Raw genomic sequence first — 26,953 nt, forward strand, 5'->3', positions numbered from 1 at the left:
GGGAAACGGCGAGAGTGCGGAGCGTGGCCGAGGTTGTCGCCGGGGCGGTGCGTGATCGTCACCGGCTGTTCAACCCTCCGATGTGGTTTGACTTCGAATAGTTCGTCGCCGTACTATCTTTCTGGTGGATGGGTCATCTGAGGAGGTCGGGATGAATCAGCCGGTACTGGTCCGGAGCAGTGACGCCGAGGTGCTGGGCGCCGCGCCGAACCGGACGTGGCTGCTCGCGGACGCCGCCGACACCGGCGGCGTGATGAACGTGGTCCGGACGACGCTGGGGCCGGGCGTGGACGGTCCGCCGCCGCACTTCCACCGGCTCGCGCCGGAGATGTTCTACCTGCTCGACGGTCGCCTTCGCGTCCTCGTCGGCGACGAGGTGGTGGTCTTGACCGCCGGCGACTACCTGCTGGTGCCTCCGGGCGTGGTGCACGCTTGGGGCACGTTGGCGGAGTCCGGCGCTGACGTGCTGATCGTCAAGGCACCGGGGGAGAACCGTTTCGACTACTTCCGCCTGGGCGACCGCATCCGGCGGGGTGCGGCGGATCCGGCGGAGGTCTTGGCCACGCAGGAGGAGTTCGACAACCATTTCACGGCGAGTCCGGTGTGGACGCGGCTCCTCGCGGGGGAGCCGGAGCGCGCTGCGGTGGTGGATTTTCCGGGTGGTGCGAGGGATTGGGCACCTGACGGTACGGAGGGTTGACGGGGTGCCTCGCTGGTGCGCTTCGGATTGCGGCGTGTGAGCTGCGGGGCGTTGGCCCGCGTGTGTTGATCGGCAGGCCGCGGCGCAGCGCGATCAGGCGGCCCGGCCGGTCGGCCGGGCGCGCGGACAGGGCTGCGGGCCGTGCGGGTGGTGCCGCGTTTTCTTGGCCGAACTGGAGCCTAGTAAGGCGCGTTGGCCGAGCTCCGGGCGTCGTCGTGGCGTGATCGGCCGGCCTGGCCGGCCGTGGACTGATCGGAGTAGCGGGTTGGCCTGCTCGGCTGAAGCTTTCCGCACATGTGCGTCCCGATCGGTCCGGTTTCCCTCGTTTTCGACCGGTTGTCCAGTGACTCTTGACACACCTCGCCGGCCCCCTTACCTTCGCTGGTAATCGATTTCTCGAACGGTGGGATCGAGGGGGATGGGCGACGACGGCGTCGCGCTGGTCGAGCTGGCCGGCGTCAGCAAGACCTACGGCGGAGTGCGTGCAGTTCGTTCGGTGGATTTCACCGTGTGGGCGGGGGAGGTGCACGCGCTCCTCGGGGAGAACGGGGCGGGCAAGTCCACCCTGATGAAAGTTCTCTCCGGAGAGGTGGCCGCCGAGGAGGGGGTGATCCGGATCGGCGGGGTGCCGGTCCGGTTCGCCCGCCCGGCCGACGCGCAGCGGGCCGGCGTCGCGATGATCCACCAGGAGCTCGACCTCGTGCCGGCGCTTTCCGTGGCGGAGAACGTGTTCCTCGGCCGCGAGCCGCACACCCGCTACGGCGTGCTCGACCGCAAGCGGATGGTCCGCGCCACCCGGGCCCTGCTCGAACAGTCCGGTGTGGACCTCGACGCCACCACGCCCGTCGAACGGTTGCGCACCGGCGAACAACAATTGGTGACAATCGCGAAAGCGCTGTCGCTGAACGCACAGATCCTGATCATGGACGAACCGACCTCGGCGCTTTCCCCCCGCGAAGTCGAGCGGTTGTTCACAGTGATCGACCAGTTGCGCACAGCCGGTGTGGCCCTGGTGTACATCTCCCACCGCATGGAAGAAATCGGACGCGTCGCGGACCGGGCGACGGTGCTGCGCAACGGCGAGGTCGTCGCCGAGTTCGCCGCGCGCGAGCTGACGGCGTCGCAGGTCGCCGAAGCGATGGTGGGCCGGCCGGTGCAGCAGATGTTCACGACCGAAACCAAGCCGTCCGAAGGCGAACACGTTTTGGTGGTCGACGAACTCGTTGTCACACCGAAGGCCGGCCGCCGTGAACCCGCGGGGGTCAGCCTGAGTGTCGGCGCCGGCGAGATCGTCGGGGTCGCCGGGCTGCTCGGGTCAGGCCGCACCGAACTCCTCGAAACCCTCTACGGCGCGTCCCCCGGAACCATCACCAGCTGCCGAATTCGGCTCAACGGCACGGAATACCGGCCGCGATCCCCGCGAGACGCGCTCCGCAACGGCGTGGCCTTCGTCCCTGAGGACCGCCGGATCTCCGGGCTCTCGCTGGACCACTCGATCCTCGCCAACACCGTCCTCTCCGTCGTCGACGCCCTCGCCCGCTTCGGCATCGTTTCCGCCGGCCGAGAGCGCGAAACCGCGCACAACTCGGCCGAACAGCTCGATGTCAAACTTCGCACACTGGCCGACCCGGTCGGCGCGTTGTCCGGAGGCAATCAGCAAAAGGTGGTTCTCGGACGCGCTTTGCTCACAAAACCACAACTGCTGTTACTCGACGAACCAACCCGAGGTGTCGACGTCGGCGCGAAGGCCGAGATCTACCGGATCTTGGGAGAAGTCGCACAAACCGGGGTGGGAATCTTGCTCGCGTCGTCCGAACCCGCCGAGCTCGTGGGAGTCTGCGACCGCGTGGTGGTGCTGCGCGGCGGCAAGACCGTGCACGAGCTCGACACCGCGCTCGCCGGCGAAGGCGAGCTGCTCGCCGCGTCGATGGGCGACGTCCGGTGACCGGCCGCAGGGTGCTCGCCACGCTGTTCCGGTTCCAGAGCGTCTTCGGGCTCGTCGTGGTGTTCGCCGCCGCGATCGTGTTCTCACCCTCGAACGACGGCGACCTCGTGTTCCTCGGCGCCGACAACCTGCTCAACGTCGTCCGCGCCATCTCCGAGATCGGCATCCTCGCCGTCGGCATGACGCTGGTGATCCTCGTCGGCGGCATCGACCTGTCCGTGGGCTCGGTGCTGGGCCTGGCGAGCGTCGGCGTCGCCGAGCTGCTCACCACGAACGACTGGGCACTCGTGCCCGCCGTGCTCGCGATCCTCGCACTGGGCCTGGGTTTCGGCCTGGTACAGGGGGTCGCGAGCGCACGGTTCCGCATCCAGTCGTTCATCGTCACGCTCGCCGGCATGCAGATCGCCCGCGGCCTCGCGCGCATGTGGTCCGGCGGTGAAGGCGTGTCGATCACCTACGGCGACGGCCCCGGCCAGGCGCCCGTCCCGTTCTCGCTGCTGGGGGAGCGGACGTTCAACGGCACCGTGCCGATCCCCGCGCTCATCTTCGTGGTGGTCGCCGCCCTCGCCATGGTGCTGCTGCGGGTGAGCGCCTTCTCCCGGCACATCTACGCGATCGGCGGCAACGAAAAGGCCGCGCGGCTCTCCGGCGTGCCCGTGGTGCGGGTGAAGGTGCTCGTGTTCGGCATCTGCGGCCTGCTCGCCGCGCTCGCCGGCATCGTCCACGCGGGACAGCTCAACTTCGGCGGCCCCAACGATGGCAACGGCTACGAGCTCAACGCCATCGCCGCCGTCGTCATCGGCGGCACCAGCCTCTCGGGCGGGCGCGGGACCGTGCTCGGCACTGTGGCGGGCGCGCTGCTCGTCGGCGTGCTCGACAACATCCTCCAGCTCAACAACATCGACTCCAACGTGCAGCTGATCGTGGTCGGCGTGGTGATCGTGTTCGCCGCCGGACTGCAACGGCTGCGTCCGGGCCGCGCGCAGGCCGGGCCGTAGCGACGTTCGCCAGGGAAGAGGAGCTCACATGTCCACCACCACTCGCCGCGGGCTGGCGCTCGCGGTCGCCGGGGTCGCGTTCGTGGCCACGGCCTGCGGCACCACGCACGAGAACGCGCCCGGGGCGTCGTCCGGCGCCGGGCCCGCCACGCAGGCGTGCAAAGGGCCGGGCGGGAAGTTCACCATCGGCATGAGCCAGGCGAACCTCGGTGAGCCTTACCGGGTGCGGATGGACGACGACATCCGCACGGCGGCCGCGTCGATCCCGCAGTTCACGGTCAACTTCGCCGACGCCGCCCAGGACAACTCGAAACAGGTGGAGCAGGTCAGCACGTTCCTCACGCAGAAGATCGACCTGCTGATCATCAGCCCCAATGAGGCGACGCCGCTCACCAGCGTCGTGAAGAAGGCCTACGACCAGGGCCTTCCGGTGCTGGTGCTCGACCGCAAAGTGGACGGTGACGCGTACACGTCGTTCATCGGCGCGGACAATGTGGATATCGGGCGCCAGGCCGGCCAGTACTTCAAGCAGCACCTCCTGCCGCAGGGCGGGAAGATCGTGGAGCTGAAAGGGCTCGCGGGTTCGACGCCGGCGAAGGAACGCGCCGACGGCTTCAACGAGGGCATCGCGGGCTCGGGCATCACGATCGTCGGCACGGCCGACGCCGACTGGCTGCGCGACAAGGGCCAGCAGCAGGCCGACGCGCTGCTCAAGGCCCACCCCGACGCGCAGGCGATCTTCTCCGAGAACGACCCGATGGCCGAGGGCGCGCGGCTCGCCGCGCAGAACGCGGGCAAGGCGGCGCTGCCGATCGTCGGCATCGACGGGCTCCCGGTGCCGGAGGGTGGCATCAAGGCGGTGGAGGCCGGGCGGCTCTCGGCCACGTTCATCTACCCGACCGGCGGGGCGGAAGCCGTTGCCGCGGCCAAGAAACTGCTCGTCGACTGCGGGCAGGTCCAGAAGACGCAGACCCTGCAGACGCGGCTGATCACCAAGGACAACGCCGCGCAGGTCTACGCCGAGCTGAACCAAGGCTCATGACGCGCATCGGGGTCATCGCGATCTCCGACGGTCGCGATCACGTGCACCGCCGCAACATCGGGTTCATCCGATCCAAAGTGGACTCGTTCATCGCCGCCCTCACCGACGCCGGCCACGACGTGATCAGCGGCGGGCTCGTGGCCACCAACACCACGGCGACCGCGGCCGCCCGGTCCGTCGCCGCGGCTTCGGTGGACGTGACAGTGTTCTACTACGCCGTCTGGAGTTTCCCGCACTTCACGATGCTGGCGGCCGACGCGACGACGACGCCGTTGCTGCTCGTCGCGTCCACCGATCCGGCGGAACCGGGGCTCGTCGGGATGCTCGCCGCGGGCGGCGCCCTGGACCAGCTCGGCCGCCGCCACACGCGGTTGTGGGGCGCGCCGGACGACCCGGCGCTGGTCGACGACGTCGGCGTGCACGCGCGGGCGGCCGGCGCCGTGGCGTCGCTGCGCGGCTCGACGTTCGGGCGGCTCGGCGGGCGGCCGATGGGGATGAACACGGCCGTCGCGAACACGGATCAGTGGATGCGGCAGTTCGGAGTGGACGTCGAGGAGATCGACCAGTACGAGCTCGTGCTGCGCGCGGAGAAGGCTGATGCCGTCGAGGCCGCGTGCGGGCGCGAGTGGCTGGAGCGGTTCGCGACTGTCCACTATGACGGGGAGAAGCTCACGCCCGCGTTGCTGGAGCGGCAGATCCGGGGGTACCTGGCCGTGCGGGATATCGCGGCCGAGCGGCACCTGGACTTCTCGGGCATCAAGGCGCAGCCCGAGCTTACCGAGAACTTCGCGACAATGGACGTGGCGGAGGCGCTGCTCAACGACCCGTACGACTGGAACGGGCCCAAGGCCGTCCACGTCACCGCCACGGAGTCCGATATGGATGGTGCGCTGACGATGCAGCTGATGCACCGCATCACGGGCACGCCGGTGTTGTTCGCGGACGTCCGGCACCACCATCCTGATCGCGACGTGTGGGATCTGTGCAATTCCGGACAACACGCGACGTGGTTCGCCGCCCGCAGCGACGATCCGGCGGAGAACCTCGGCCGGGTGCACCTGTATCCCTCGGTGTTCTTCTTTCCCGCCGGTGGCGCGTCCGTCGCGCACTTCGCGGCGCCGGGGCAGATGACCCTCGCGCGACTGACCCGGCTCGACGGTGCGTATCGGTTGCAGCTGGTGCTGGGCGAGTTCGAATGCTATGACGACGCCACGAACACGGCGTTGGCCGCTCGGTCCACACCGGAATGGCCGCACGCGTTCGCCCGGCTCGATGTCGAGGCGCCAGTGTTCCTTCGGGGGTTCGGTGCCAACCACATCCACGCCGTCCCGGGCGATCGGCGGCGGGAGCTGCGCGTGGCGGCGGAGCTTCTCGGGGTGCGCGTGGAGGAGTGGACGCGCTGACCGCTTCCGGCCGACGGCGGCGGTGAGCGTGAGCCGAGAGTGACTATGCGCGGGGTGAGACTGCTCAGCAGCACCTCGAACAGCTCCGCGTATCGCCCGAGCCGCGCCCCCGGCGCGCGCCGGCTGTGCACGAGACCGAGCGCGGCCACCAACGCGGCCGCCACCCTCAGCGTGGGCACGGCGACCGTCGGCGGGGTTTCGGCGATCAGCGGCCCGATCGCCAGCGCCGTGAACCCGCACAACCTCGCCACCTTCAGCGTGGGCACGGCGACCGTCGGCGGGGTTTCGGCGATCAGCGGCCCGATCGCCAGCTCCGTGAACCCGCACAACCTCGCCACCTTCAGCGTGGGCACGGCGACCGTCGGCGGGGTTTCGGCGATCAGCGGCCCGACCGCCGGCGCCATGAACCCGCACAACCCCCGCCATGCGCAGCGGAAGCCGTTGCCGCACCGCCGGATGAAGCCGGGCCCGCACGGAGAATCCCAGCGCCAGCACGGCGAGCAGCACGATTGCCGACGCCCGCCCGTCCGCGGCCGGCACACCTTCCGACACCGCCGCCACGACGGCCGCCCCGCCGAGCAGTCCCGTGAGGAACTGCTCGGCCCGAACCACCGTCGCGTACACCTCGCGCTGCGGCGGCTGGGGTCGTCGCGCACGAGGTCGGCCGCCGTCTGCGGCAACGCGGGCGCCGGGACCCGCCCGAGCCGCGCGCGGCCAGTGGTCCGGACAACTGCGAGAACACCAGCACCACACCCGCCGCCGCGGCCGCGGCGCCCGCGCCGTCGATGACCCCGCCCGCCGCGAGCCACGCGGCGGTCCGGCGAGCACGCTCGCCGTGAGCCCGCCCACGACCACCGCCACCCGGTCCGCCACGGCCACCAGCGCCACCACCGAGGTCACCAGCACGGCCGCGCACCCCGCGAGCACCTGCGGCGCACCGAAAGCGAGGGCACCGCCGAACAGCCCCGGGCTCGTGCCCGCTCCGCACGTCGGCGGCGGCCCGCCGAGGGCCGGCGCGCCCGCGGCGAACGCGAGCGGCAGGCGGGCGGCCGCGAGCGCGGCACCCGCGCCGGAATCACCCAGCGCGCGACAGCACCGTGGCCGCCACGAGCAGCAGCACCGCCACCCCACCGGCCGTCAGCGCGGCCGCGCTGACGGCGGGCCGGAGTGCAGCACGGCGAGCCGCGTCAGCAGCACGGCCGCGCCCGCCCCAGCCAGGCCCAGCGCCCGCGCGTGCCGGGGAGCCCACAGCCGGTCGGCGCGGGCCGCGACCGTTGCCGCGAGGTCGTCGTACTCCAGTTCCGGCCAGTCTGTGCCCCTTGGCACAAGGTGAAGCGCCTCACCGTCGCGCACGCGCTGGGCGCCCAGGGCGCTCGCCTCCGTCACGGGGGTGCCGTCGGGGCGGCGCAGCATTCAGCCGCCGTCGTGCACGCCCTCGTCGGCGAGCGCATCGCCGGCGCGGCGCACCAAGCCGAGTAGCAGTTCCGCGACCGGCGAGCGGTCCCGCAGCGCCAGGTCCATGCGGCGGTCCGGCGCGTCGATCGTCACCCTCACCAGGCCTGTGGTCATCGTCCGTCCTCCCGGGGCTCGTGCGGCTCACGACGACGGGGGAGCGCGGCCCGTGGGGGCCCTCGGCAGCTTCCGGACATCGTTCGGGGACGCTCTTCATGCCGATGAGTGAGCGCATGAGACGTCCGTCTCCACCAAAGGGGTGAAAGATCGGTTGTCGGGCAGCTCGTACTCTTACGGGGCGTTACTCATAGAGGAACATTCACGTTGAGCCGTGAGTTGCTTCGACCCAAGAACGAGATGAAGGAGGTACCGCCATGGGCACCGAGCCCCCCGTCGTTCACGCGACGATCGTCTTCGGGCTGCGCACGTTCGGGAGCGTTCCGCTGCCGGTGCGCGCTGACCTCGAGTACGACCCGTCGGACCCGTACGCCATTTCCGTCGGCTACCACGCCGGCCCCGGTGTCGTCCGCTGGCTCTTCGGCCGCGACCTGCTCGCCGACGGCCTCATCGCCCCCGCCGGAGACGGCGACGTGCGAGTGCGCCCGGCAGCCGACGACGCCCGAGTGGTCGTGGAGCTCAATGCCCCCGACGGCTCCGCCGTGCTGGAAGCCCCGGCCGACGAGCTGGCCGACTTCCTCGACCGCACCTACGACGAGGTGCCGGCCGGCGACGAGGCCCTGTGGTTCGACTTCGACCAGGAGCTCGCGAAGCTGGCCCTGCGGGACTGAGCTCCCCGGCGCCATCGGGGACTCAGCTGCACCGGGGCTCAGCTGTACGGAGGCTCCGCTTTACCGAGACTCCGCTTACCGAGACGCAGCGCCACCGGGTGGCTCATACCACTGAGCCGTCTGCACCACCGAACTTCGCCGAGCCCCTCGCACTCTCCGCATCACCGGGGCCTCAGCGACACCGAGGCCCCGCACCACTGGGGCTTGAGCGGCACCAAAGCCGCCGCGCCGCCGGGTTCTCAGCCCCGCTGTCCGGCCCACCGGACGGCGGGACCCATCGCCCACCCGGCGGCCACGAACACCGCACCCACCAGCAGCCAGCCGGGGGTGCCCCACTGCACCACCACCGTGCTCAGCAGCGCGGGGCCCGCCATCCGGGCCACGGACGTGCCGGTCCCGAAGAACCCCTGGTACTGGCCCTGCCGCGTGGCAGGCGCCAGGTCGAACCCGATTCCCCAGGTACCGGCCGACTGCAGCATCTCCCCGAGCACCTGCAGCAGCGCTCCGGCCACGAGCACCGCGACGGCCACCGTCGCCGACGAGCCCGCCGCCGACAGCGCGAACGCCACACAGGACACGGCCAGCAGCACCCCGGAGTGCCGCACCAGCCGCGTCGCCGAGCGCAGGCCGGTCACCCGCGTCGCCACGCGCACCTGGCCCAGCACAACCACGATCGTGTTCAGCACGAACAGGGCCGACACCGTCCACTCGGGAGCGGCGGTCCGCGAGACGATCCACAGTGGAATCGCGACGCTCAGCAACGGCATGCGCAGCAACAGGATCGCGTTCAACAGTGTGACGAGCGCGTAGGGCCGGTCACGCAGCACGGCCAGCGCCGGCTCGCCCTTGACCCGCGGCACCGGCGCGACGGCCGGCAGCAGGCGCAGCAGCACGGCGGACACTGCGAACGCGGCCGCGTCGAGGGAGAACGCGGCGACGTAAGCGCCGGGCGTGTCGGCCAGCAGCGCGAGCCCGCCGAGTCCCGCTCCGACGGCCAGCCCCGCATTGCCGGCCGACTGCAGGTGCGCGCGGATCCGCGTGCGCTGCTGCGGTTCCGCCACCGCGGCCAGCAGAGCCTGCCGCACGGCGCTGACCCCACATTGACCGGTGGCATAACAACAAGCGGCGAGCGTGAACGTCCACGCCGAACCCGCGAACAGAAACGCCGTGATCGCCAGCCCGGTCGCCACCGAAAGCAGCACCGCCGCGCCCCGCGCACCCCGGCGGTCCGCCACGTTCCCGAGCGGCACGCCGGCGACCGTGCCGACCGCCCAGCCCAGCGTGAGGCCCAGCCCCACCTGGCCTGGTGTCAATCCGACAACACGCGTGAAATACAGCACCGAGCACGTGAGAAAAGCACCATCGCCCAGTGAAGCGGCGAGCTGCGCGCCCGCGAGCAGGCGGCCGGGCCGCGAGCTGGTCACGGAGGCGGGGCGCTCGATCGTCGTCATGCCGTAGAAGTTAAAAGAGCGTTTGGCCCTGCACGAGATCCAATTTCGCGCATCAGGACCGGGCCAATGTAGGCTGCCGGAGGTGGACTTCCACGTGACGCTCGCCGGGCGCGGCGACCTCGGCACACGCATCTACCGCGAGCTGCGCGACGCGATCCTCGACGGCCGGCTGCGCTCCGGCGAACGCCTCCCGCCCACCCGTGAGCTGGCGAAACGACTGTCGGTCTCCCGCAACACCGTCGCCGTGGCCTACGACCGGCTCACCGCCGACGGGTTCCTTTCCGGCCGCGTCGGTTCCGGCACCTACGTGTCCGCCGAGTTGCCCGCCGGCCGGACGAGACACGCACCCGCCGGTTCGGCCCTGCGCCCGCGCGAGGTGTGGCGGACGCTGCCCCCGCTCGAGCCGGCGGGCGCCGATCCGGAGTACGACTTCCGCGTCGGTATCCCCGACGCGCGGCTATTCCCGCTGCAGACCTGGCGCCGGCTGCTGTCGGCGGAGCTGCGGCGAACCGGTTTCGCGCAGTACGGCGACCCCGCGGGCCACGCCGGGCTGCGGGCGGCGATCGCGCGCCACGTCGGCGTTTCGAGGTCCGTGCGCGCCGACGCCGACGACGTCCTCGTGACGCAAGGCGCCCAGCAGGCGCTCGACCTGCTGTGCCGCGTGCTGCTCGAACCCGGCGACCGCATCGCGATGGAAGAACCCGGCTACCGCATGGCGCGGCTGCTGTTCCGTTCGCACGGCGCCGAAATCGTCGGCGTACCCGTGGACAGCGAGGGGTTGCAGGTTTCGGCGCTGCCCGCGCGCACGCGCTTGGTGTACGTGACGCCGTCGCACCAGTTCCCGCTGGGCACGCCGATGTCGCTCGCGCGCCGCACCGCGCTGCTCGACTGGGCCGAGCGCGCCGGCGCGCTCGTGATCGAGGACGACTACGACAGCGAGTTCCGGTTCTCCGACCGGCCGCTCGAACCGTTGCAGAGCCTCGACCGCGCCGGTTGCGTCGCCTACGTCGGCTCGTTCTCCAAGACGCTGCTTCCCGTGCTGCGCCTGGGTTTCCTGATCGCGCCACGCTCGTTGCGCGACGCGCTCCTCCACGCCCGGCAGCTCGCCGACTGGCACGGCGACCACCACGCGCAGGCCGCGCTCGCCCGGTTCCTCGACGAGGGCCTGTTCGCCCGCCACATCCGCAAGGCGACGCGCGAATACGCCGCGCGCCACGAGCACATCACGACGCTGCTGCACGAGGAATTCGCGGAACTGCTCACGCCGGTGCCCTCGGCTGCCGGGTTGCACCTGTGTGCACTGTCCGAAGTGGACGTGGAACCTGTTGCGGCACGGGCGAACCGGGGCGGTGTCGGCGTGCAGACATTGGCGGGACTTTGCGGGGAACCCGCGCCGTCCGGGCTGGCCCTCGGGTACGGCGCCGTGGCCCCGGAGAAGATCGCGGCCGGGCTCGCCGTACTGAAACGTGTGTTCGACGAGGGTTGACCTCACAGCACACCGGCGTACGGTCGGACGTGTTGGCTGTTGTTCAGACACGTGCTCCGGTCAGCGCCCCTGCAGGTTCCTGCGAGAGGAGCGCTCCATGAACACCCCGTTTTCCCCGGTCTCGATACCGGCGGAGCTCACCATCACGACCACCGACCACGAGGGCACCCGCGTGCTCACCCCGGTGGGCGACCTCGACGCCGCCACCGCCCACGTTTTCGCCAAAGCACTCGCGGACGCCGCGCAGCTCGGCGGGCCCGTGGTGGCGGATCTCTCCCGCGTCGAGTTCCTCGGCTGCGCCGGAATCCGCGCGTTGTTCGCCGCGCACGATCGGGCTGTTTCGTTCACCGTGGTGTGTGACGGCGTGCACGGCGTGCGCCGCTGCCTCGACGTGACCGGCGCGTCCGACACGCTGGCCGTGCACACGACGCTCACCGAAGCGCTGGCGGCCGCGGTCGCGTCCTGAGCGAGTTTCGGGGCCCGGGGCCTCGGGTAGGCCGAGATCATGACTGCTCACACAACGAACGTCCCGGACCTCGAGCTGAACAACGGCGTGCGCATCCCGCAGTTCGGGTTCGGCGTGTTCCAGATCCCGGAGGACGACACCGCCGACGCCGTGCGGACCGCGCTCGAGGCGGGCTACCGCCACATCGACACCGCGCAGATGTACCGCAACGAAGCCGGTGTAGGCGAGGGCATCGAGAAGTCGGGTGTGCCTCGTGAGGAAGTCTTCGTCACCACGAAGCTCGCCAACGACGCCCAAGGCCACGACAATGCGATCAACGCGCTCGAAGGCAGCCTGCGCCGGCTCGGCCTCGAATACGTGGACCTGTACCTGATCCACTGGCCGTTGCCGCACCAGGACAAGTACGTGCGCACCTGGGAAGGCTTCGAAGAGCTGCTGCGCGCCGGGAAGGCGCGCTCGATCGGCGTGTCGAACTTCCAGGTGGAGCACCTCGAAGAGCTCGCCCGCCAGACCGGCACGGTGCCGGCGGTGAACCAGATCGAACTGCACCCCGCGTTGCAGCAGACCGAAATGCGCGCCTACCACCGCGCGCACGGCATCGCGACGGAGGCGTGGAGCCCCCTCGCGCAGGCGGCCGTGCTGTCCGACCCGGTGCTGACCGGGCTGGCGGACAAGCACGGCAAGACCGCGGCCCAGGTGGTGCTGCGCTGGCACCTGCAGCTGGGCAACATCGTGTTCCCGAAGTCGGCCACGCCCTCGCGCATCCGCGAGAACATCGACGTGTTCGATTTCGAACTCGCCGACGAGGACCTGGAAGCGATCGGCAAGCTCGACGCCGACCACCGCACGGGCCCGCACCCCGACACGTTCCGCGGCTGAACCGTCGCCGCGGGTTTTCCCCCGCTGGTCGAGGGGTAGTTCTTCGGAAGAGGCCGGAAGGAGTGTGCCGGGATGAGCACAGAAGCGTACGTCTCGTTCCTCGCCATCGGTGTGGTGCTCGTGCTGATCGACGGGCAGGTCATCTACCGCAGCGGACGCGGGTACCTGGAGAGTTCCTATGGTGACCCGGCCGCCGGCGCGTCGATGACCCGGTTGGTCACGGTGCTGTTCCACCTGGTGACGCTGGGACTGCTGGCGTTGCTGTCCACGATTCCGCTGGGCGACAGCGATCTGCCCGGCGTGGTGGGCCGCGTCGGCGTGCTGCTGCTGGTGCTGGCGATCGTGCACGCCATCACGCTCACCGTGCTGGGCCGCATCCGCGGCGAGCAGGTGGGCGAGGCCGTGGTGAACCGCAGGATTTCGCGCCGGGAGGCCGAGCAACGCGGAACGGCGGTGACCACGGCCGTGCCGGCCCAGGAGGCGAGCTATCCGGACGTGAGCCCACCGCTGGAGCATCGCGCGCCGTGAACGCCCTTCATGCCTCAGACTTTCGTGAACGAACCTGAGGAGTGACGGAATGAACAGACCCGTGGTCGAAATCGAACGCGAGCGCAAGTACGAGGTCGCGCAGGACGCGGTGGTCCCCGAGTTCGTCGGCGGCGGGACGGTGCAGGGCCAGGACGCTCCGGCCGAGGAGCAGCTCGACGCGACGTACTACGACACCGCCGGCTTTTCCCTCGTACGCGCCGGGATCACCCTGCGCCGCCGCGTGGGCGGGCACGACGCCGGATGGCACCTGAAGCTGCCGGTCGGGCCCGACGAGCGCGAGGAGCTGCAAGTCCCGCTCGGCGCCGACGACGGCAAGGTGCCCCGCGAGCTGAACCAGCTGCTGCGCGCCCACACCCTGGGGCACAAGCTGCTGCCGATCGCGCACCTCAAGACCGACCGGTTCGAGCATCGCCTCACCGACGCGTCGGGCCAGATCGTGGCGACGGTGACCGACGACCACGTGACCGGCGAGGTCGGCGGCAAGACCGCGCGGCTGGACCGGTGGCGCGAGTTCGAAGTGGAACTGAAGGGCGACGCCACACCGGACCTGCTCGACGAGCTGGAGAGCACGCTGGTCGACGCAGGCGCCCGGACGTCGCAGTGGCCTTCGAAGCTGCGGCGGCTGATCGGCGACCGCGTGCCCAACGGGCAGGTGGTGGGCAAGCGGCCGGACGCCGGCGAGGTCGTCGGCGCCTACCTGCGGGAGCAGTTCGCGGCGCTGCGGCGAGCCGACGTCGGGGTGCGGCGCGACGTCGAGGACTCCGTGCACCAGCTGCGCGTGGCGTCGAGGAAGCTGCGGAGCGCGCTGCGGACGTTCTCGTCCATTGTGGACGACGACCGGATTCCGAGCGTGACGCGCGAGCTGAAGTGGCTGGGCGGCGAGCTGGGCCCGGCCCGTGACGGCGAGGTCGTCGAGGCGCTCGTGCGCGAGTGGCTCGACGGCGCGTCGGCCGAGCTCGTGGTCGGTCCGGTCGACCAGTTCCTGACGCGGCGGTTCTCCCGCGAGGCCGTGGACGCGCGCAAGAAGGTGCTGGAAGCGTTGCGCGGCAAGCGGTACCTGGCTCTGGTGCAGGAGCTGGACGCCGTGGTGTCGGGTGTGCCGACCGACGCCGGACCTGCGAAGAAGGTGTTGCGCAAGCCGGTGCGCAAAGCCGCGGGGAAGCTGCGGAAGGCGGAGAAGGCGGCGCACGGGCTGTCCGGCCGGGAGCTGGAGCACGCACTGCACGACGTGCGCAAGAAGGCCAAGCGCGCCCGCTACGCGGCGGACGTGGTGCGGCCCGTGTTCGGCGACAAGGTGCGCGTGTGGCGCAAGAACGTGAAGAACGTGCAGCAGCTGCTCGGTGACCACCAGGACTGGGTGGTGGCGGGGCCGGTCGTGTACCGCCTCGGTGTCGATGGCCGCGATGAAGGCGTCGGGTTCACGTTCGGCGTGCTGTACGGGACCGGTGGGGGAGTGCGCGCGGGCATGCAGCGGGAGTTCGTGAGCCGGTGGAAGCGGCTCGAAAAGGGGAACTCGCCGAAGTGGCTGTAGGCCGCGCGGCGAGGGGACCACGAACGGTGGCCGGGTGTCGGGGCGAGGTGCCTCGGTACTCGGCCATCGCCCGTTCGTGGGGTGGGAATTCCGGGCGTGATTGAACCGCCGGCACCTGTCGTTCGTGTTTGCTGGGTGAGAGCGGCGTGAGGAGGCAACGTGCGGAGTCATCGGGCCGGGGACGTGGTCGCGTTCGTGCTGCCGGGCAACGTGGACGACGTCACGGAGCCCAGCGGGGGCAACACCTACGACCGGCGGATGTGCGAGAGCCTGCCGGGCGCGGGGGTGCCCGTGCTGCAGGTCGCCGTGCCCGGATCGTGGCCAGAGCCGGGGCCGACGGGGCGCGCGCGGCTGGCGCGGGCGCTCGCGGCGCTGCCGGACCACACGACCGTGCTGATCGACGGCCTGGTGGCGTGCGGGGTGCCCGACGTGGTGGTGCCGCACGCGCGGCGGCTGCGGCTGGGCGTGCTCGTACACCTGCCGCTGGCCGACGAGACCGGCCTGGACCCCGTGCACGCCGCCGAGCTCGACGCGTGCGAGCGCGAGACGTTGCGGGTGGTGCGCCAGGTCGTGGCCACCAGCCCGACGGCCGCGCGCACACTGATCCGCCGCCACCGCCTCGGGCCGTCGACGGTCGCCGTGGTGGAGCCGGGCGTGGACCTGGCGCCGCTGGCGTCGGGGACCGACGGGGTTTCGCGGCTGCTGTGCGTGGCGGCGGTGACCCCGCGCAAGGGCCAGGACGTGCTCGTCGAAGCGCTGGCCCAGCTGCCTGACCTCGACCTCACCGTGGACTTCGTCGGCTCGCTGACGCGCGCGCCGGAGTACGTCGACGAGCTGCGCTGGTCCGTCGACCGCCTCGGCCTCGCCGAACGCGTCACCTTCAGCGGCCCGAAGTCCGGCGCCGAACTCGACGCGGCGTACGACCGCGCCGACCTGGTGCTGCTGCCCTCGCACGCGGAGACCTACGGCATGGTCATCACCGAAGCCCTGGCGCGCGGCATCCCCGTGGTGGCCAGCGACGTCGGCGGGGTGCCGGACGCGCTCGGCCGCTCGTCGGACGGCGCCGTGCCTGGCCTGCTCGTGCCGCCCGGCGAGCCGGGCGCCCTCGCTTCCGCGCTGCGCAGCTGGGTGACGAACGCCGAGCTGCGGCGTGACCTGCGCACGGCGGCGCTCGGCCGCGGCAGCGCCCTCGAAGAGTGGGACGGCGCGGCCCGCCGGCTCACCGAAGTCCTTTCCCGCTGGCGTTCCATCCCGATCAAGGTGGCCTGATGCGTACGTTCTGGTCGTGGTTCCGAATCCTCGCCGGGTTCGCGATCATCGGGGTGCTGGCGTGGCGCCTCGGCACCGACGCTTTCCTCGACGGCCTGCGCGTGATCGGCCTGGGGCCGGTGCTGGCCGCGCTGGCGATCGGGCTGCTGACCACCGTCGTGAGTGCTTGGCGCTGGCGCGTGGTCGCTTCGCGGCTGGGCCTGCGGCTGCCGCTGCGCCAGGCCGTGGCGGATTACTACCGCGCGCAGTTCCTCAACGGTGTGCTGCCCGCCGGGATCCTCGGCGACGTGCACCGGGCGGTCGAGCACGGCCGGCAGGCCGGTGACGTGGCGCGGGGTGTGCGAGCTGTTGTGCTCGAACGCACAGCCGGACAGGTCGTGGTGGTGGCGGCCGGACTCGCCGTGTTGATTTTCCGACCTGCCGTGTTGCCCGGGGTTGCACACGATGTGCTGACTGTCGCAGGCGCCGGGGTTCTTTTCGTCGCGATCGTGGTGCTCACGGTCGCGTGCAGCACGGGCGACCGCTGGCTGCACAGCGCGACGAAGTGGCGGCGGGGGTTCGCCGAGTCGATGGCGGACGTTCGCGCGGGGCTGCTGGGGCTGCGCACCTGGCCGCGGGTCACGGCGTTGTCGCTCGTGGCGCTGGCCGGGCACCTCACGCTCTTCGTAGTCGCGGCGCACGCGGCCGGCGCCACCGCTTCGCTGATGACATTGCTGCCGCTGCTCGTGCTCGCGCTGCTGGCGATGGGGCTGCCGATCAACGTCGGCGGGTTCGGGCCGCGCGAAGGTGTCGCTGCGCTGGCGTTCGCCGCCGCGGGGCTGGGCGCGCAGCAGGGGGTGACGGTCGCTGTCGTGTACGGGTTGCTGGGGCTTCTGTCCACGGCTCCCGGCGGTGCTGTGCTGCTGGTCCAGTGGCTCGGCTCGCTGCGTCGCCGGCCGGCCGCACCGACGGCGTTGCCGACGCGTACTCCGGTTCCCGCGCCGGCTCGGGTGCCCGCGCACTCGGCCGCCTGACGATCACCGCGTCCTCGTGCGGTACCGCTGTGTCCGCTCGCAGGGTAATCTTGCTAGACAAAATTCACCTGACAAAAGTACTTGACCGACGTGCCGGACACGAGGAAAGGTGGCACCCGTCCAACCGGCGTCCATTCCAGGGCGCCCATCGGAGGGAGACAGAGTGCGGATCGCGGTCGTCGGCCTGGGAGTCATGGGTCTCCCGATGTCGCTCAACCTCGTCAAAGCGGGCTTCGACGTCGTAGGCTTCACCCGTACCGCGGACAGAGGCCGTCCGCTGACCGAGGGCGGTGGCGCGCTCGCCCCGTCGCTCGCCGAAGCCATTTCCGGCGCCGACGTCGTGGTCACGGTGCTGCCGGACAGCCCCGACGTGCAGGCCGTGTACGCCGACGTCTTCAAGGCGGCCGCCGCCGGCACGCTGCTGGTCGACATGAGCACGATCCGCCCGGACGTGGCACGTGAGCTGCACGAACGCGCCGCGGAGGTGTCGATGCCGATGCTCGACGCGCCCGTGAGCGGCGGCGAGGCCGGCGCGAAGGAAGCGAAGCTGTCGATCATGGTCGGCGGCGCGCCAGAGACGCTGGAGCGCGCGCGGCCGGTGCTCGAGGCGATGGGCACGACGATCGTGCTCGTCGGCGGCCCTGGCAGCGGCCAGACGGTGAAGGCGGCGAACCAGCTGCTCGTCGCGGGGACGCTGCAGCTGGTGTCCGAGGCGCTCGTGTTCCTGGAGACGCACGGCGTGGACCTCGCGCCCGCGGTGGACGTGCTCGGCGGCGGCCTCGCCGGCAGCACCGTGCTGGCGCGCAAGGGTGAGGCGATGCTGGCCGGGAAGTTCGAGCCCGGCTTTCGCGTGGACCTGCACCACAAGGACCTGGAGATCTACCGCGCCGCCGCCCGGTCGAACGGGGTATTCTCGCCGGCCGGCGCGCTCGTGGGTGAGCTGATGGCGTCGTTGCGCGCGACCGGATCCGGTGGACTGGACCACTCCGCGTTGCTGACGCAGGTGGCCGCGCTGTCCGGCGTCGAGAAGTGGAGCGCCCGATGACCGAGGACGGAAAGCTGCGGCTCGTCGCGAACGTCTCGCTGCTGTTCGCGGAAGTCCCTTACCTGCAACGCTTCGCGCGCGCGGCGAGTGCCGGGTTCACTGCCGTGGAGACGTGGTGGCCGTGGCCCTCGGCGGTGCCTGCGGCCGCGGAGGTTGACGAGTTCGTGGCCGCGATCTCCGACGCGGGCGTCCAGTTGGCCGGCCTCAACCTCTTCGCCGGCGACATGCCCGGCGGCGAACGCGGCATCGTCTCCAACCCCGCGCGGCGCGAGGAGTTCGCGGCCAACCTCGACCTCGTCGTGGCCATCGCCGAGCGCACCGGCTGCCCGGCCTTCAACGCCCTCTACGGCCAACGCGCCGACGGCGGTGACCCCGCTGAAGAGGACGCCGTCGCCCGCGAACAGCTCGCCACCGCGACCCAGCGCCTCGGCAAGGTCGGCGGCACCGTCCTGGTCGAACCTCTCGGCCGCGGCCTCAACGGCGCCTACCCCCTCACCACCGCCGCCGACGGCGCGCGCGTTGTCGAGCAGGCCCGCACCGACACCGGCGCGGACACCATCGGCCTGCTCTTCGACACCTTCCACCTCACCACCAGCGGCGACGACCTCGAGCAGGTCATCGACACCCACGCCGCGCTCATCGCCCACGTCCAGCTCGCCGACGCCCCCGGCCGCGGCCAACCGGGCACTGGCGAAGTCGACTTCGCGGACGTGCTCGAGCGACTCTGGCAGGCGGGCTACCGCGGCAACGTGGCGTGCGAATACAAACCGACGGTGCCGACGGAGGAATCCCTGGCCTGGCTTGAAGGAGTTCCCCGCTTGGGCTGGTGACCGTGGCCAGGCCGCGGCGCCGGCGGGCTTGGGCGGCCGGCTGGTGACGGCGGCCTGGCTTCGCCGCGCGGCGCGCTAGCGCATTCCGGCCGCGGCGTCCCGGACGGCCGCACGCCTGAAAGGCGCGTGCGGCCCGGCTGTGGTGGGTGAACTCGTGCCACTCGCGGCGAGTGGGCGCGCTTCAAGCCCGGTCGCCCGCCGGAGAACTCGGCTCAGTGATGACGTGCCAATACCCGCCGGCTACTCCGCTGGCAGCGGCGGTCGAGACCAACCCGGCAGCGATCCGCACCGCCGGCGAAGAGACGCCGTCAGACGGCGACCCCCGCGCGTTTCGCCGCGTCGGCGAGCAGCATGTCGCGGCAGCCGTGCAGGTCGGCGCGCATCGCTTCTTCCGCGATGGACCCGTCGCCCTCGCGGATGGCCTCGATGATGGCCGCGTGGCGAGCCGTGAGCTCGACCAGGTCGGTGGAGGCGGTGCGGCGAACCTGGGCGATGCAGAGCTGCGCCTCGCCCATCACGGTGCCGTGCATGCGCTGCAGGCGGGGACTGCCGGCGGCCGCGACGAGAGCGCGGTGGAACGCGACGTCGGCCTCGGTGTGGTCGGAGTGCAGCGACTGCTCGGCGGCCAGGCGCATCATGTTGAGCGCCTGCTGGGCGTCGGCGGGCACGTTCTTGGCCTCCGCGAGTGTGCGCACCGCGAGGGTTTCCACGGGCTCGCGGCTGAAGTAGATGTCGCGGATGTCCTCAGTGGACAGCTGCGGCACGATCGAGCTGCGCCGGGGGCCGCGGCGGAGCAGACCTTCGGCGACCAGCCGGTCGAGGCCGGCCTTGGCCGTGGGGCGCGCGACGTCGAACCGGCTCGCCACCCACGCCTCCGTGAGCCGGAGACCGGGAGCGACCTCGCCGCGGATGATCTGCTGGCGAAGTGCGTCGCTGAGCGACTCGGTCAATGACGGCGATCCGAGTACCGACGACACCGCTGGCACCTCCTGTGGTTGATCCCTCGTGTGCCCGCCGCCCCCTGCACCGGCGCCGCAGCCCCACGTCCCGGCCAGGTCGGGCCGGGAAACGACAGCGCTCCCAGTGTAGGCGAGCGCGCACTGATCCACCCGGACGAGGTACGGCAAGTCCGGCTCTGCAGAAATACTTGTCATACAAGTTTGGTCAGTCAAGTACTTGACTCGACCGGACCAGTGGGGCACTGTGAGCGCTGCTCGACAGGCAGCTCAACAGTGCAGTTGGACTGAGGAGTCCCCATGAAGAAGCTGGTGCTTTCGCTGGCCGCAGGCGTCGCCGTGGCGACCGCACTGAGCGGCTGCTCGAACACGGACACCCCGGTCGGTGCTCCGGCCGGGTCCGCCGCCGCGAGCCAGCCGGCCGCGGCGGCCGTCGCCCCCGCGGCGGTCGACCCCGCGATCAAGGCGCTCGTCCCCGCCGACATCGCGGCGGCCGGCACGATCAACGGCGGCGCGAACTTCCAGGCCGCCCCCATGGCCATGTACGAAACCGGCACCAAAACGCCCACCGGCGCGGTGGTGAAGCTCGTGGAGCACGCCGCCGGGATGATGGGCCTGAAGGTCGCCTGGCAGCAGGTGCTCTACCCCGACCAGCTGCCCGCCATGCAGGCGGGCAAGATCGTGGTCAGCGGCTCGGCCAGCGCGGCCAACGCCGACATCATCGCCAAGGCCAACGTCGTCGGCGCGTTCAAGAACCTCCAGGGCATCCTGGCGACGGCCGACAAGGCTTCGCAGTTCGAGACGCTCGACGCCGTGTGCGGCAAGAAGATCGGTCTCGGCAAGGCCGCGGCCGCGACCGTCGCGATCTTCAACGACATCGTCAAGCACTGCACGCAGGGCGGCAAACCGGCCCCGCAGATGGTCGGCCTCTCGGCGACGGCGGACATCGTGCTCGCCGTGCAGTCCGGGCGGGTCGACGGCGGCATGATCCCCACGCCGACCGTCGTCTACACCGCGCAGCAGTCGCAGGGCAAGCTCGTGGCCACCAAGGCCAACGACGCGATCGCCGAGCAGATCGACGAGGGCGACGAGGGCTTCACCATCGCCCAGAACCAGCCGAAGCTCGCCGCCGCGTTCCAGGCCGCCGTCAACGCGATGATCAAGGACGGCAGTTACGCCAAGATCCTCACCGGCTTCGGTCTGCCGCAGAACCAGCTGGTGCCCACCGCGACCTTGAACCAGGCCACCAAATGACCACCGAAACCCACCCCGGGCGACGGTTCACCCGCGCCGACCCGATCCCGCAGCAGCACGCCGTACGCTCGCCCGTCGGCCGGATCATCTCCTGGCTGGCGCTCGCGGTCGTGCTGCTGATCATCCTGAACACGCTGCTGCACAACGACAACATCCACCTCTCGGTGATCGGCCGCTACCTGTTCGACTGGCGGATCCTCGAAGGCGTGCTCGGCGCGATCGCGCTCGCCCTCGTGTCGTTCGTGGTGGCTTCGATCATCGGCATCGTCGTCGGGTACATGCGGGTCAGTCGCAACCCGGTGGCGCGCACGGCGAGCTGGCTGTACGTGTGGTTCTTCCGCAGCGTGCCGCTGATCGTGTTCATCCTGATCTTCGGCAACTTCGCGCTCTTCCTGCCGCGGCTCGGGATCGGGCTCCCGTTCACCGATCTCAGCCTCTGGTCCGTCTCGACGAACTCGGTGCTCGTGCCGATGGTCGCCGGCGGCGTCGCGCTCTCGCTCGAACAGGGCGCGTACCTGGCCGAGATCGTGCGGGCCGGCACCCAGTCGGTGTCCGAGTCGCAGCGCGAAGCGGCCGCGGCGATGGGGCTGAGCACGTGGCAGATCGAACGCAAAGTCGTGCTGCCGCAGGCGATCCCGGTGATGATCCCGCCCGCCGGGAGCACGTTCGTGATGCTGCTGAAGTCGACGTCGCTGGTCTACGCCATCGCCGGCACGGAGGTGCTGGGCGTCGCCGAGCAGATCGCGTCGCAGAATCTCGCCACGATGGAAATGCTGTTCGTCGCCTCGATCTGGTACCTCGTGCTGACGAGCCTCGCCAGTGTCGGCCAGCGCTACCTCGAACGCCGCGCCAGCGCCTACCGGCGCCGCGTCCGCACGCCCGAGGCGGTCATCGCCACGGAAGGAGACGCCGGTGCTCGCAGCGCATGAGAACACGACAGGCGAGGTGCCCGTGAAGCAGACCCGCGCGGACCTGCTGGAGATCGTCGGCGTCGGCAAGAGCTACGGCGAAGCGAAGATCCTCGACGGCGTCGACGTGACGCTCGGCGAGGGCCAGGTCGCCTGCCTGATCGGCCCGTCCGGCTCCGGCAAGAGCACGCTCCTGCGGTGCATCAACGGGTTGCTCACCCCTGACGAAGGCCACGTGCTGCTCGACGGCGAGATCATCGGGCGCGTGGTGCGCGGCGGCAAGCTGCACGACATGCCGCGCAAGAAGCTGCTCGAACAGCGGCGCCGCTTCGGCGTGGTGTTCCAGCACTTCGAGCTGTTCCCGCACCTCACCGCGCTCGGCAACCTCACGCTCGCGCCGCTGCTGCACGGCGAGCTCGAACGCGAGGAGGCCGAGGAACGCGGGCTGGCGATCCTCGAGCGCGTCGGCCTCAAGCACCGCGCCCACGCCCACCCGGTGCAGCTGTCCGGTGGGCAGCAGCAGCGCGTGGCGATCGCGCGGGCGCTCATGCAGCGGCCCGACGTGATGCTGTTCGACGAGCCGACCTCGGCGCTCGACCCCGAGCTCGTCGGCGAGGTGCTGCGCGTGATGCGCGAGCTCGCCGCCGACGGCATGACGATGGTCGTGGTCACGCACGAAATGCGCTTCGCCCGTGAAGTGGGCGATCAGGTGGTGTTCCTGGCCGACGGCAAGGTCGTCGAGGCCGGGCCGCCCGCCGAGTTCTTCGACAACCCGCGCACGGACCGAGCCCGTGCGTTCCTGCGTCAGCTGTAACCCTGCTTTCCCTGCGACCAGAGGAGATCCGCGCCGATGCCCGGCACCTACGACCCGTCGACCATGCCGAACGACCTGGAGTTCGTGAAGTACGAGAAGAAGGGCCACGTCGCGTACATCACGATCAACCGGCCCGAGGTGCGCAACGCCCTGCACACCTTCACCTACCGCGAGCTGCGTCGGGTGTGGCTCGACATGCAGCGCGACCCCGAGGTGCGGGTCGGCATCCTGACCGGTGAGGGCAAGGCGTTCTGCGCCGGGCGCGACATCAAGTTCCTCGCCGAGTACCAGGCGAAGGGCCAGCAGACGCCGCACGAGGACCCGTCGAACCCCGCGTACTACTGGGGTGGCGGCGGCATGCCGTACGACGCGAACCTCGACAAGCCGCTCATCGCCGCGATCAACGGGTTCGCCGTCGGCGTCGGCCTGACGCTCGTGATGCAGTGCCAGCTGCGCGTGATGGCCGACGACGCGTGGCTCGGCGACCAGCACACCAACGTCGGGCGCCTCGGCTCGCCGCAGGCGAAGTTCCTCGCGCTGCCCCGCGCCACGGCGGCGTTCCTGACGCTGTGCAACGGCCGGCTGACCGCGCAGGACTGCTACAGCCAGGGCATCGTCAACAAGGTCGCGCCGCAGAGCGAGATCCTGGCGAAGGCCGAGGAGCTCGCGGCGATGGTCGTCGCGGGTTCGCCCAGCGCCGTGCAGGCCGCGACGCGCGTGTACCGCATCTCGTCGCTCAACCCGGCCCTGGACGAGTACACCCGCCAGCTCGACCGCGACGTCGCCGCCACCGACGATTCGAAGGAAGGCAGCCGCGCGTTCGTCGAGCGCCGCTCACCCGTGTGGCAGGGCAAGTGACGCCACTGCAACGCATCCTGGCGCCGCGTTCGGTCGCGGTGATCGGGGCCAGTGACCGGCAGGGCAACCGCGGCGGCACGGCGGCGGCCCTCATGCGGAAGTTCGGCTTCGCCGGCGACGTGTACCCGGTGCACCCCACCGCGGAGACCGTCGCCGGCTACCCGGCCGTCCGCTCCATCGCCGAACTGCCGTCCGACGTCGACGTGGCGATCATCGGCCTCGGCGCGGCCAACGTGTCCGGCGTCGCGCGCGAGCTGCACGAGGCCGGCATCCCCGGCGCGATCGCGTGGGCCGGCGGGTTCAGCGAGAACGGCCCCGAGGGCGAGCGGCTGCAGGCCGAGCTGGCCGAGGTCGTGCGCTCGACGGGCGTGCGGCTGATCGGGCCCAACTGCCTCGGCGTGGTGAACACGGCGATCGGGTTCACGGGCACGTTCGCGACCTGGCTGCGCGGCACCGACGAGCTGCTGACCAGCGGCATCGCCATGGTCAGCCAGAGCGGCGGGCTCGCGGCCAACGCGCATGCGTGGTCGCAGGAGTCCGGCATCGGCTTCCGGTACATGATCAGCACGGGCAACGAGGTCGACCTCGGCGTCGTCGACCTGCTCGAGACCGTGGTCGAGGACCCGGGCACCGAGATCGTGCTGGCGTACCTGGAAGGCGTGCGCGACGGCGCCCGGTTCGCGAAGATGCTGCGCCGGGCACGCGAGCTCGGCAAGCCGGTGCTGGTGCTGAAGGTCGGTCACTCGGCCGCGAGCGCGGCGGCCATCGCCGCGCACACCGGCGCGTTGGCCGGCGAGACGCGGGTGTGGGACGCGTTGCTGGAAGCGGAAGGTGCCGTGCAGGTGCATTCCGTGGAGCAGCTGCTCGAAACCGCCGGGTACCTCCACGGCCGAGCCGGGCTGCCGCCGCTGCGGGGCCGCCGGGTCGTGATCATGGGCCACGGCGGGGGTGCCGGGGTGCTGGCGTCCGACCAGTGCGCGCTGGCCGGGCTGGAAGTGCCTGCGCTGTCGCCGGAAACGCGCGCGGCGCTGGCCCCGACGATGCCGGAGATCGCGTCGACGAAGAACCCGGTCGACCTCACCCCCGAGGCCTACGTGCAGGAGAAGTGGCGCTCGCAGCTGTCGTCCACTTTGGACGCGGTGGCGAAGTCGGGTGAAGCCGATGTGCTGCTGACGCAGTTCAGCGTGGGCGAGATCGTGTACCCCGAGGACATCGCCGGGCCGGTCATCGACCTGCACCGCAAGGGTGAGCTGGCGGTCGCCGTCTACTCGCGCGGGGCGACGGCCGAGGCCGTGAAGCTGTACACGGACGCGGGTCTGCACGTGTTCGACGATCAGCGCGTGGCGGTCGAGACGCTGGGCTTGCTCACGGGTCCGATCAGGACGGACGACGAGGTTTCGCGCGCGATCCTGGCGGCGGCGCCGGAGTTGGTGACCCCGGTCGTCGAGGCCACGCTGCCCGCCGTGTCCAGTGGTGACGTGGTGGCGGAGCACGAGGTGCACCGGCTGCTGGCGGAGGCGGGCTTCGACGTGCTGCGCGGCGAAACCGCCCACTCGGCCGAGGAAGCCGGTGCGCTGGCGGAGAAACTCGGCTTCCCGGTGGTGCTGAAAGCGCTCTCGCCACAGATCACGCACCGCGCGGCGGTCGGGCTGGTGCGCCTGAGCGTCGGCGACCGGGCCACCGCGGAACAGACGTACCGCGAACTCGCGGCGCGCACCGAAGCACTGGGCGCGGATCTGCTGGGTGTGCTCGTGCAGCAGTCCGCCGTCGGCGGCACGGAGCTGCTCGTGTCGGGATTCCGCGATCCGGTGTTCGGTCCGGTCGTGTCGTGCGGCGCCGGGGGAGTGGCGACGGAGCTGATCGACGACGTCAGCTTCGCGCTGGCGCCGTTGGACGAAGCCGCGGCTCTGGCATTGCTGCGGCGGCTGCGGACCACGGGGAAGTCGAAGGGACTTGCCCTGGAGCAGGCCGGCGCGCAGGCGGTGGCGTTCCTCGTGCGGTTTTCCCGGTTCGTCGAAAGCCTGCCGTGGCCGGGCTTCGTGCTGGAGCTGAACCCGGTCTCGGTGACCGCCGGCCGCGCGGTGGCGCTCGACGGGCTGCTGGTCGTGAGTGAGGCGGGACAGTGACGGATCTGCTGCTGGTCGGTGGTGAGGTCGTCGACGCCGGTGCCGGGCTTTCCGGGCGGCTCGACGTGGCCGTCACCGGTTCGGTCATCACGGCGATCGGGCCCGACCTCGATCGTGCCGGTGCCGCGCGCGTGGTTGACGTGACCGGAAGCCTTGTCACGGCGGGGCTCGTGGACCTGCACACGCATGTGTTCGCGCCCGGCTCCGCGCTCAGCCTGGACGCGGACGTCGCCGGCGTGCTCTCGGGCGTCACGACGGTGGTCGACGCGGGCAGCTCCGGCGCGGAGAACTTCGTGGAGTTCAAGGCGCTGCTGCCGTCGTGCCGCACGCAGGTCGTGCCGTTCGTCCACATCGGACGGCGCGGGCTCGCGGTGAAACCCGACGTGACCACCGCCGACGACCTCGACCCCGACGGCGTGCGCCGCGTGCTGGCCGAGAACCCCGGCCTGGTGCGGGGGATCAAGGTGCGCATGGTGTCGCCCGCGTTGCAGGGCCCGGGTCTGGAGATGCTCCGGACCGCTCGCGCGGTGGCGCGGGAGGCGGGGGTGCCGCTGATGGTGCACGTCGGCGACATCGGCGGCCTGGCCGGCCCGCGCGTCGGCCCGGAGACGCTCGACCTGCTCGACGCCGGCGACATCGTCACGCACGTCTACACCGCCAACCCCGGTGGCGTGCTGGACGCCGACGGCGTGGTGCTGCCCGAAGCACTGGCCGCGGCCGAACGGGGCGTGCTGTTCGACTCGGCGCACGGCTGCAAGAACCTGTCGTTCGACGTCGCCCGCCGGGTGCTGGACCAGGGGATTCCGCTGCACGCGGTGAGCACGGACATGACGCTCACCGGCCACGGCGAGATCGTCTTCAGCCTCACCGAGGTGCTCAGCCGCTACCTCGCGCTGGGCTTCAGCGTGCCCGAGGTGCTCACCATGGCCACCGCGGGCCCGGCCGCGGCCGCCGGCATCGCCGACCGCGCGGGCCGGCTGGAGGTCGGGCGCCCGGCCGACCTGTCGGTGCTCGACGTCGTCTCCGGCGACTGGTCGGTGTCCGACGCGGTGGGCGCATCGCTGCGCCTGGACCGCGCGTTCGTGCCGGTGCTCACCGTGCGCGCCGGCACGATCGTGGAGCCGGGCGAGGCGCCGCACAGCTGGGGCTGGGCCCCGACGCCGGCGGAGCCCGCGAAGGTGCGCTGACTT

The 26,953-nt window shown here is 71.2% G+C and carries 26 protein-coding genes; 22 read left to right on the plus strand and 4 right to left on the minus strand.

Translation table 11 applies throughout. From position 1 onward, the window contains the following. Positions 1-151: 151 nt before the first annotated feature. The 6 genes from AB0H62_RS46045 to AB0H62_RS46070 all read left to right on the plus strand — a co-directional run bounded on the left by AB0H62_RS46045 (position 152) and on the right by AB0H62_RS46070 (position 6,877). A complete protein-coding gene (locus tag AB0H62_RS46045) occupies positions 152-700 on the plus strand; it encodes a cupin domain-containing protein (protein ID WP_360592441.1) in 549 nt (182 codons plus the stop codon). A gap of 418 nt (positions 701-1,118) precedes the next feature. Further along, on the plus strand, positions 1,119-2,645 hold the full coding sequence (locus tag AB0H62_RS46050) for a sugar ABC transporter ATP-binding protein (RefSeq protein WP_360592442.1): 1,527 nt from the start codon (positions 1,119-1,121) through the stop codon (positions 2,643-2,645). Further along, positions 2,642-3,643: an ABC transporter permease gene (locus tag AB0H62_RS46055; protein WP_360592444.1), complete on the plus strand. Its 1,002-nt coding sequence runs from the start codon at positions 2,642-2,644 to the stop codon at positions 3,641-3,643. Before AB0H62_RS46050 ends, AB0H62_RS46055 begins: the two co-directional genes overlap by 4 nt. 28 nt (positions 3,644-3,671) lie before the next feature. Beyond that, positions 3,672-4,685, plus strand: coding sequence for a substrate-binding domain-containing protein (locus AB0H62_RS46060; RefSeq protein ID WP_360592445.1), 1,014 nt, complete (start codon positions 3,672-3,674; stop codon positions 4,683-4,685). Next, on the plus strand, positions 4,682-6,088 hold the full coding sequence (locus AB0H62_RS46065; protein ID WP_360592447.1) for an L-fucose/L-arabinose isomerase family protein: 1,407 nt from the start codon (positions 4,682-4,684) through the stop codon (positions 6,086-6,088). Before AB0H62_RS46060 ends, AB0H62_RS46065 begins: the two co-directional genes overlap by 4 nt. Positions 6,089-6,142: 54 nt before the next feature. Next, positions 6,143-6,877, plus strand: coding sequence for a hypothetical protein (locus AB0H62_RS46070; protein ID WP_360592448.1), 735 nt, complete (start codon positions 6,143-6,145; stop codon positions 6,875-6,877). Between the two features lie 348 nt (positions 6,878-7,225). Here the strand turns inward: AB0H62_RS46070 and AB0H62_RS46075 are convergent, their stop codons facing one another. Both AB0H62_RS46075 and AB0H62_RS46080 read right to left on the minus strand, forming a co-directional pair. After that, positions 7,226-7,501, minus strand: coding sequence for a hypothetical protein (locus AB0H62_RS46075; protein ID WP_360592449.1), 276 nt, complete (start codon positions 7,499-7,501; stop codon positions 7,226-7,228). Beyond that, the gene (locus AB0H62_RS46080) at positions 7,502-7,657 is read right to left on the minus strand and encodes an EsaB/YukD family protein (protein WP_360592451.1); all 156 of its coding nucleotides are present in this window, start codon (positions 7,655-7,657) and stop codon (positions 7,502-7,504) included. 257 nt (positions 7,658-7,914) lie between these two features. Here AB0H62_RS46080 and AB0H62_RS46085 point away from each other — a divergent pair, with 257 nt between their 5' ends. Then, on the plus strand, positions 7,915-8,328 hold the full coding sequence (locus AB0H62_RS46085; RefSeq protein ID WP_220238926.1) for an SsgA family sporulation/cell division regulator: 414 nt from the start codon (positions 7,915-7,917) through the stop codon (positions 8,326-8,328). Positions 8,329-8,567: 239 nt separating this feature from the next. Here the strand turns inward: AB0H62_RS46085 and AB0H62_RS46090 are convergent, their stop codons facing one another. Then, positions 8,568-9,779: an MFS transporter gene (locus AB0H62_RS46090; RefSeq protein WP_360592453.1), complete on the minus strand. Its 1,212-nt coding sequence runs from the start codon at positions 9,777-9,779 to the stop codon at positions 8,568-8,570. Between the two features lie 82 nt (positions 9,780-9,861). Here AB0H62_RS46090 and AB0H62_RS46095 point away from each other — a divergent pair, with 82 nt between their 5' ends. The 9 genes from AB0H62_RS46095 to AB0H62_RS46135 all read left to right on the plus strand — a co-directional run bounded on the left by AB0H62_RS46095 (position 9,862) and on the right by AB0H62_RS46135 (position 18,847). Next, complete coding sequence (locus AB0H62_RS46095; protein WP_360592454.1) at positions 9,862-11,265, plus strand: PLP-dependent aminotransferase family protein; 1,404 nt, start codon at positions 9,862-9,864, stop codon at positions 11,263-11,265. Positions 11,266-11,362: 97 nt separating this feature from the next. Continuing rightward, a complete protein-coding gene (locus tag AB0H62_RS46100) occupies positions 11,363-11,731 on the plus strand; it encodes an STAS domain-containing protein (protein ID WP_360592455.1) in 369 nt (122 codons plus the stop codon). Positions 11,732-11,770: 39 nt separating this feature from the next. Continuing rightward, a complete protein-coding gene (locus AB0H62_RS46105; RefSeq protein ID WP_220238928.1) occupies positions 11,771-12,610 on the plus strand; it encodes an aldo/keto reductase in 840 nt (279 codons plus the stop codon). Positions 12,611-12,682: 72 nt separating this feature from the next. After that, complete coding sequence (locus tag AB0H62_RS46110; RefSeq protein ID WP_220238929.1) at positions 12,683-13,138, plus strand: hypothetical protein; 456 nt, start codon at positions 12,683-12,685, stop codon at positions 13,136-13,138. Positions 13,139-13,187: 49 nt separating this feature from the next. Then, positions 13,188-14,690, plus strand: coding sequence for a CYTH and CHAD domain-containing protein (locus tag AB0H62_RS46115; RefSeq protein WP_220238930.1), 1,503 nt, complete (start codon positions 13,188-13,190; stop codon positions 14,688-14,690). A gap of 159 nt (positions 14,691-14,849) precedes the next feature. Next, complete coding sequence (locus AB0H62_RS46120) at positions 14,850-15,959, plus strand: glycosyltransferase family 4 protein (RefSeq protein ID WP_360592456.1); 1,110 nt, start codon at positions 14,850-14,852, stop codon at positions 15,957-15,959. Beyond that, positions 15,959-16,972 (plus strand): lysylphosphatidylglycerol synthase transmembrane domain-containing protein, encoded by a 1,014-nt coding sequence (locus AB0H62_RS46125; RefSeq protein WP_360592457.1) that lies wholly within the window; start codon positions 15,959-15,961, stop codon positions 16,970-16,972. The genes AB0H62_RS46120 and AB0H62_RS46125 overlap by 1 nt, the downstream gene beginning before the upstream one ends. 163 nt (positions 16,973-17,135) lie before the next feature. Continuing rightward, positions 17,136-18,017 (plus strand): NAD(P)-dependent oxidoreductase, encoded by an 882-nt coding sequence (locus AB0H62_RS46130; RefSeq protein ID WP_360592459.1) that lies wholly within the window; start codon positions 17,136-17,138, stop codon positions 18,015-18,017. Then, complete coding sequence (locus AB0H62_RS46135; RefSeq protein WP_360592461.1) at positions 18,014-18,847, plus strand: TIM barrel protein; 834 nt, start codon at positions 18,014-18,016, stop codon at positions 18,845-18,847. Before AB0H62_RS46130 ends, AB0H62_RS46135 begins: the two co-directional genes overlap by 4 nt. 308 nt (positions 18,848-19,155) lie before the next feature. Here AB0H62_RS46135 and AB0H62_RS46140 read toward each other — a convergent pair whose 3' ends face one another. Beyond that, positions 19,156-19,824, minus strand: coding sequence for a GntR family transcriptional regulator (locus AB0H62_RS46140; protein ID WP_220238933.1), 669 nt, complete (start codon positions 19,822-19,824; stop codon positions 19,156-19,158). Positions 19,825-20,103: 279 nt separating this feature from the next. Here AB0H62_RS46140 and AB0H62_RS46145 point away from each other — a divergent pair, with 279 nt between their 5' ends. Genes AB0H62_RS46145 through AB0H62_RS46170 form a run of 6 tightly spaced genes read left to right on the plus strand, consistent with a single transcriptional unit; the run spans position 20,104 to position 26,950 of the window. Then, entirely contained in the window at positions 20,104-21,057 is a 954-nt protein-coding gene (locus AB0H62_RS46145) for a transporter substrate-binding domain-containing protein (protein WP_220238934.1), read from the plus strand. Then, a complete protein-coding gene (locus AB0H62_RS46150; protein ID WP_360592463.1) occupies positions 21,054-21,986 on the plus strand; it encodes an amino acid ABC transporter permease in 933 nt (310 codons plus the stop codon). The genes AB0H62_RS46145 and AB0H62_RS46150 overlap by 4 nt, the downstream gene beginning before the upstream one ends. Beyond that, on the plus strand, positions 21,970-22,779 hold the full coding sequence (locus AB0H62_RS46155; protein ID WP_304504292.1) for an amino acid ABC transporter ATP-binding protein: 810 nt from the start codon (positions 21,970-21,972) through the stop codon (positions 22,777-22,779). The genes AB0H62_RS46150 and AB0H62_RS46155 overlap by 17 nt, the downstream gene beginning before the upstream one ends. A gap of 36 nt (positions 22,780-22,815) precedes the next feature. Further along, positions 22,816-23,637 carry an enoyl-CoA hydratase-related protein gene (locus tag AB0H62_RS46160; RefSeq protein WP_220238936.1) on the plus strand — a complete coding sequence of 274 codons (822 nt, stop codon included), beginning with the start codon at positions 22,816-22,818 and terminating at the stop codon, positions 23,635-23,637. Next, positions 23,634-25,763, plus strand: coding sequence for an acetate--CoA ligase family protein (locus tag AB0H62_RS46165; protein WP_360592465.1), 2,130 nt, complete (start codon positions 23,634-23,636; stop codon positions 25,761-25,763). Before AB0H62_RS46160 ends, AB0H62_RS46165 begins: the two co-directional genes overlap by 4 nt. After that, a complete protein-coding gene (locus AB0H62_RS46170) occupies positions 25,760-26,950 on the plus strand; it encodes an amidohydrolase family protein (protein WP_360592467.1) in 1,191 nt (396 codons plus the stop codon). Before AB0H62_RS46165 ends, AB0H62_RS46170 begins: the two co-directional genes overlap by 4 nt. Positions 26,951-26,953: the final 3 nt, after the last annotated feature.

The sequence above is a fragment of the Amycolatopsis sp. NPDC050768 genome (genome assembly GCF_040654155.1).
Lineage (GTDB): Bacteria > Actinomycetota > Actinomycetes > Mycobacteriales > Pseudonocardiaceae > Amycolatopsis.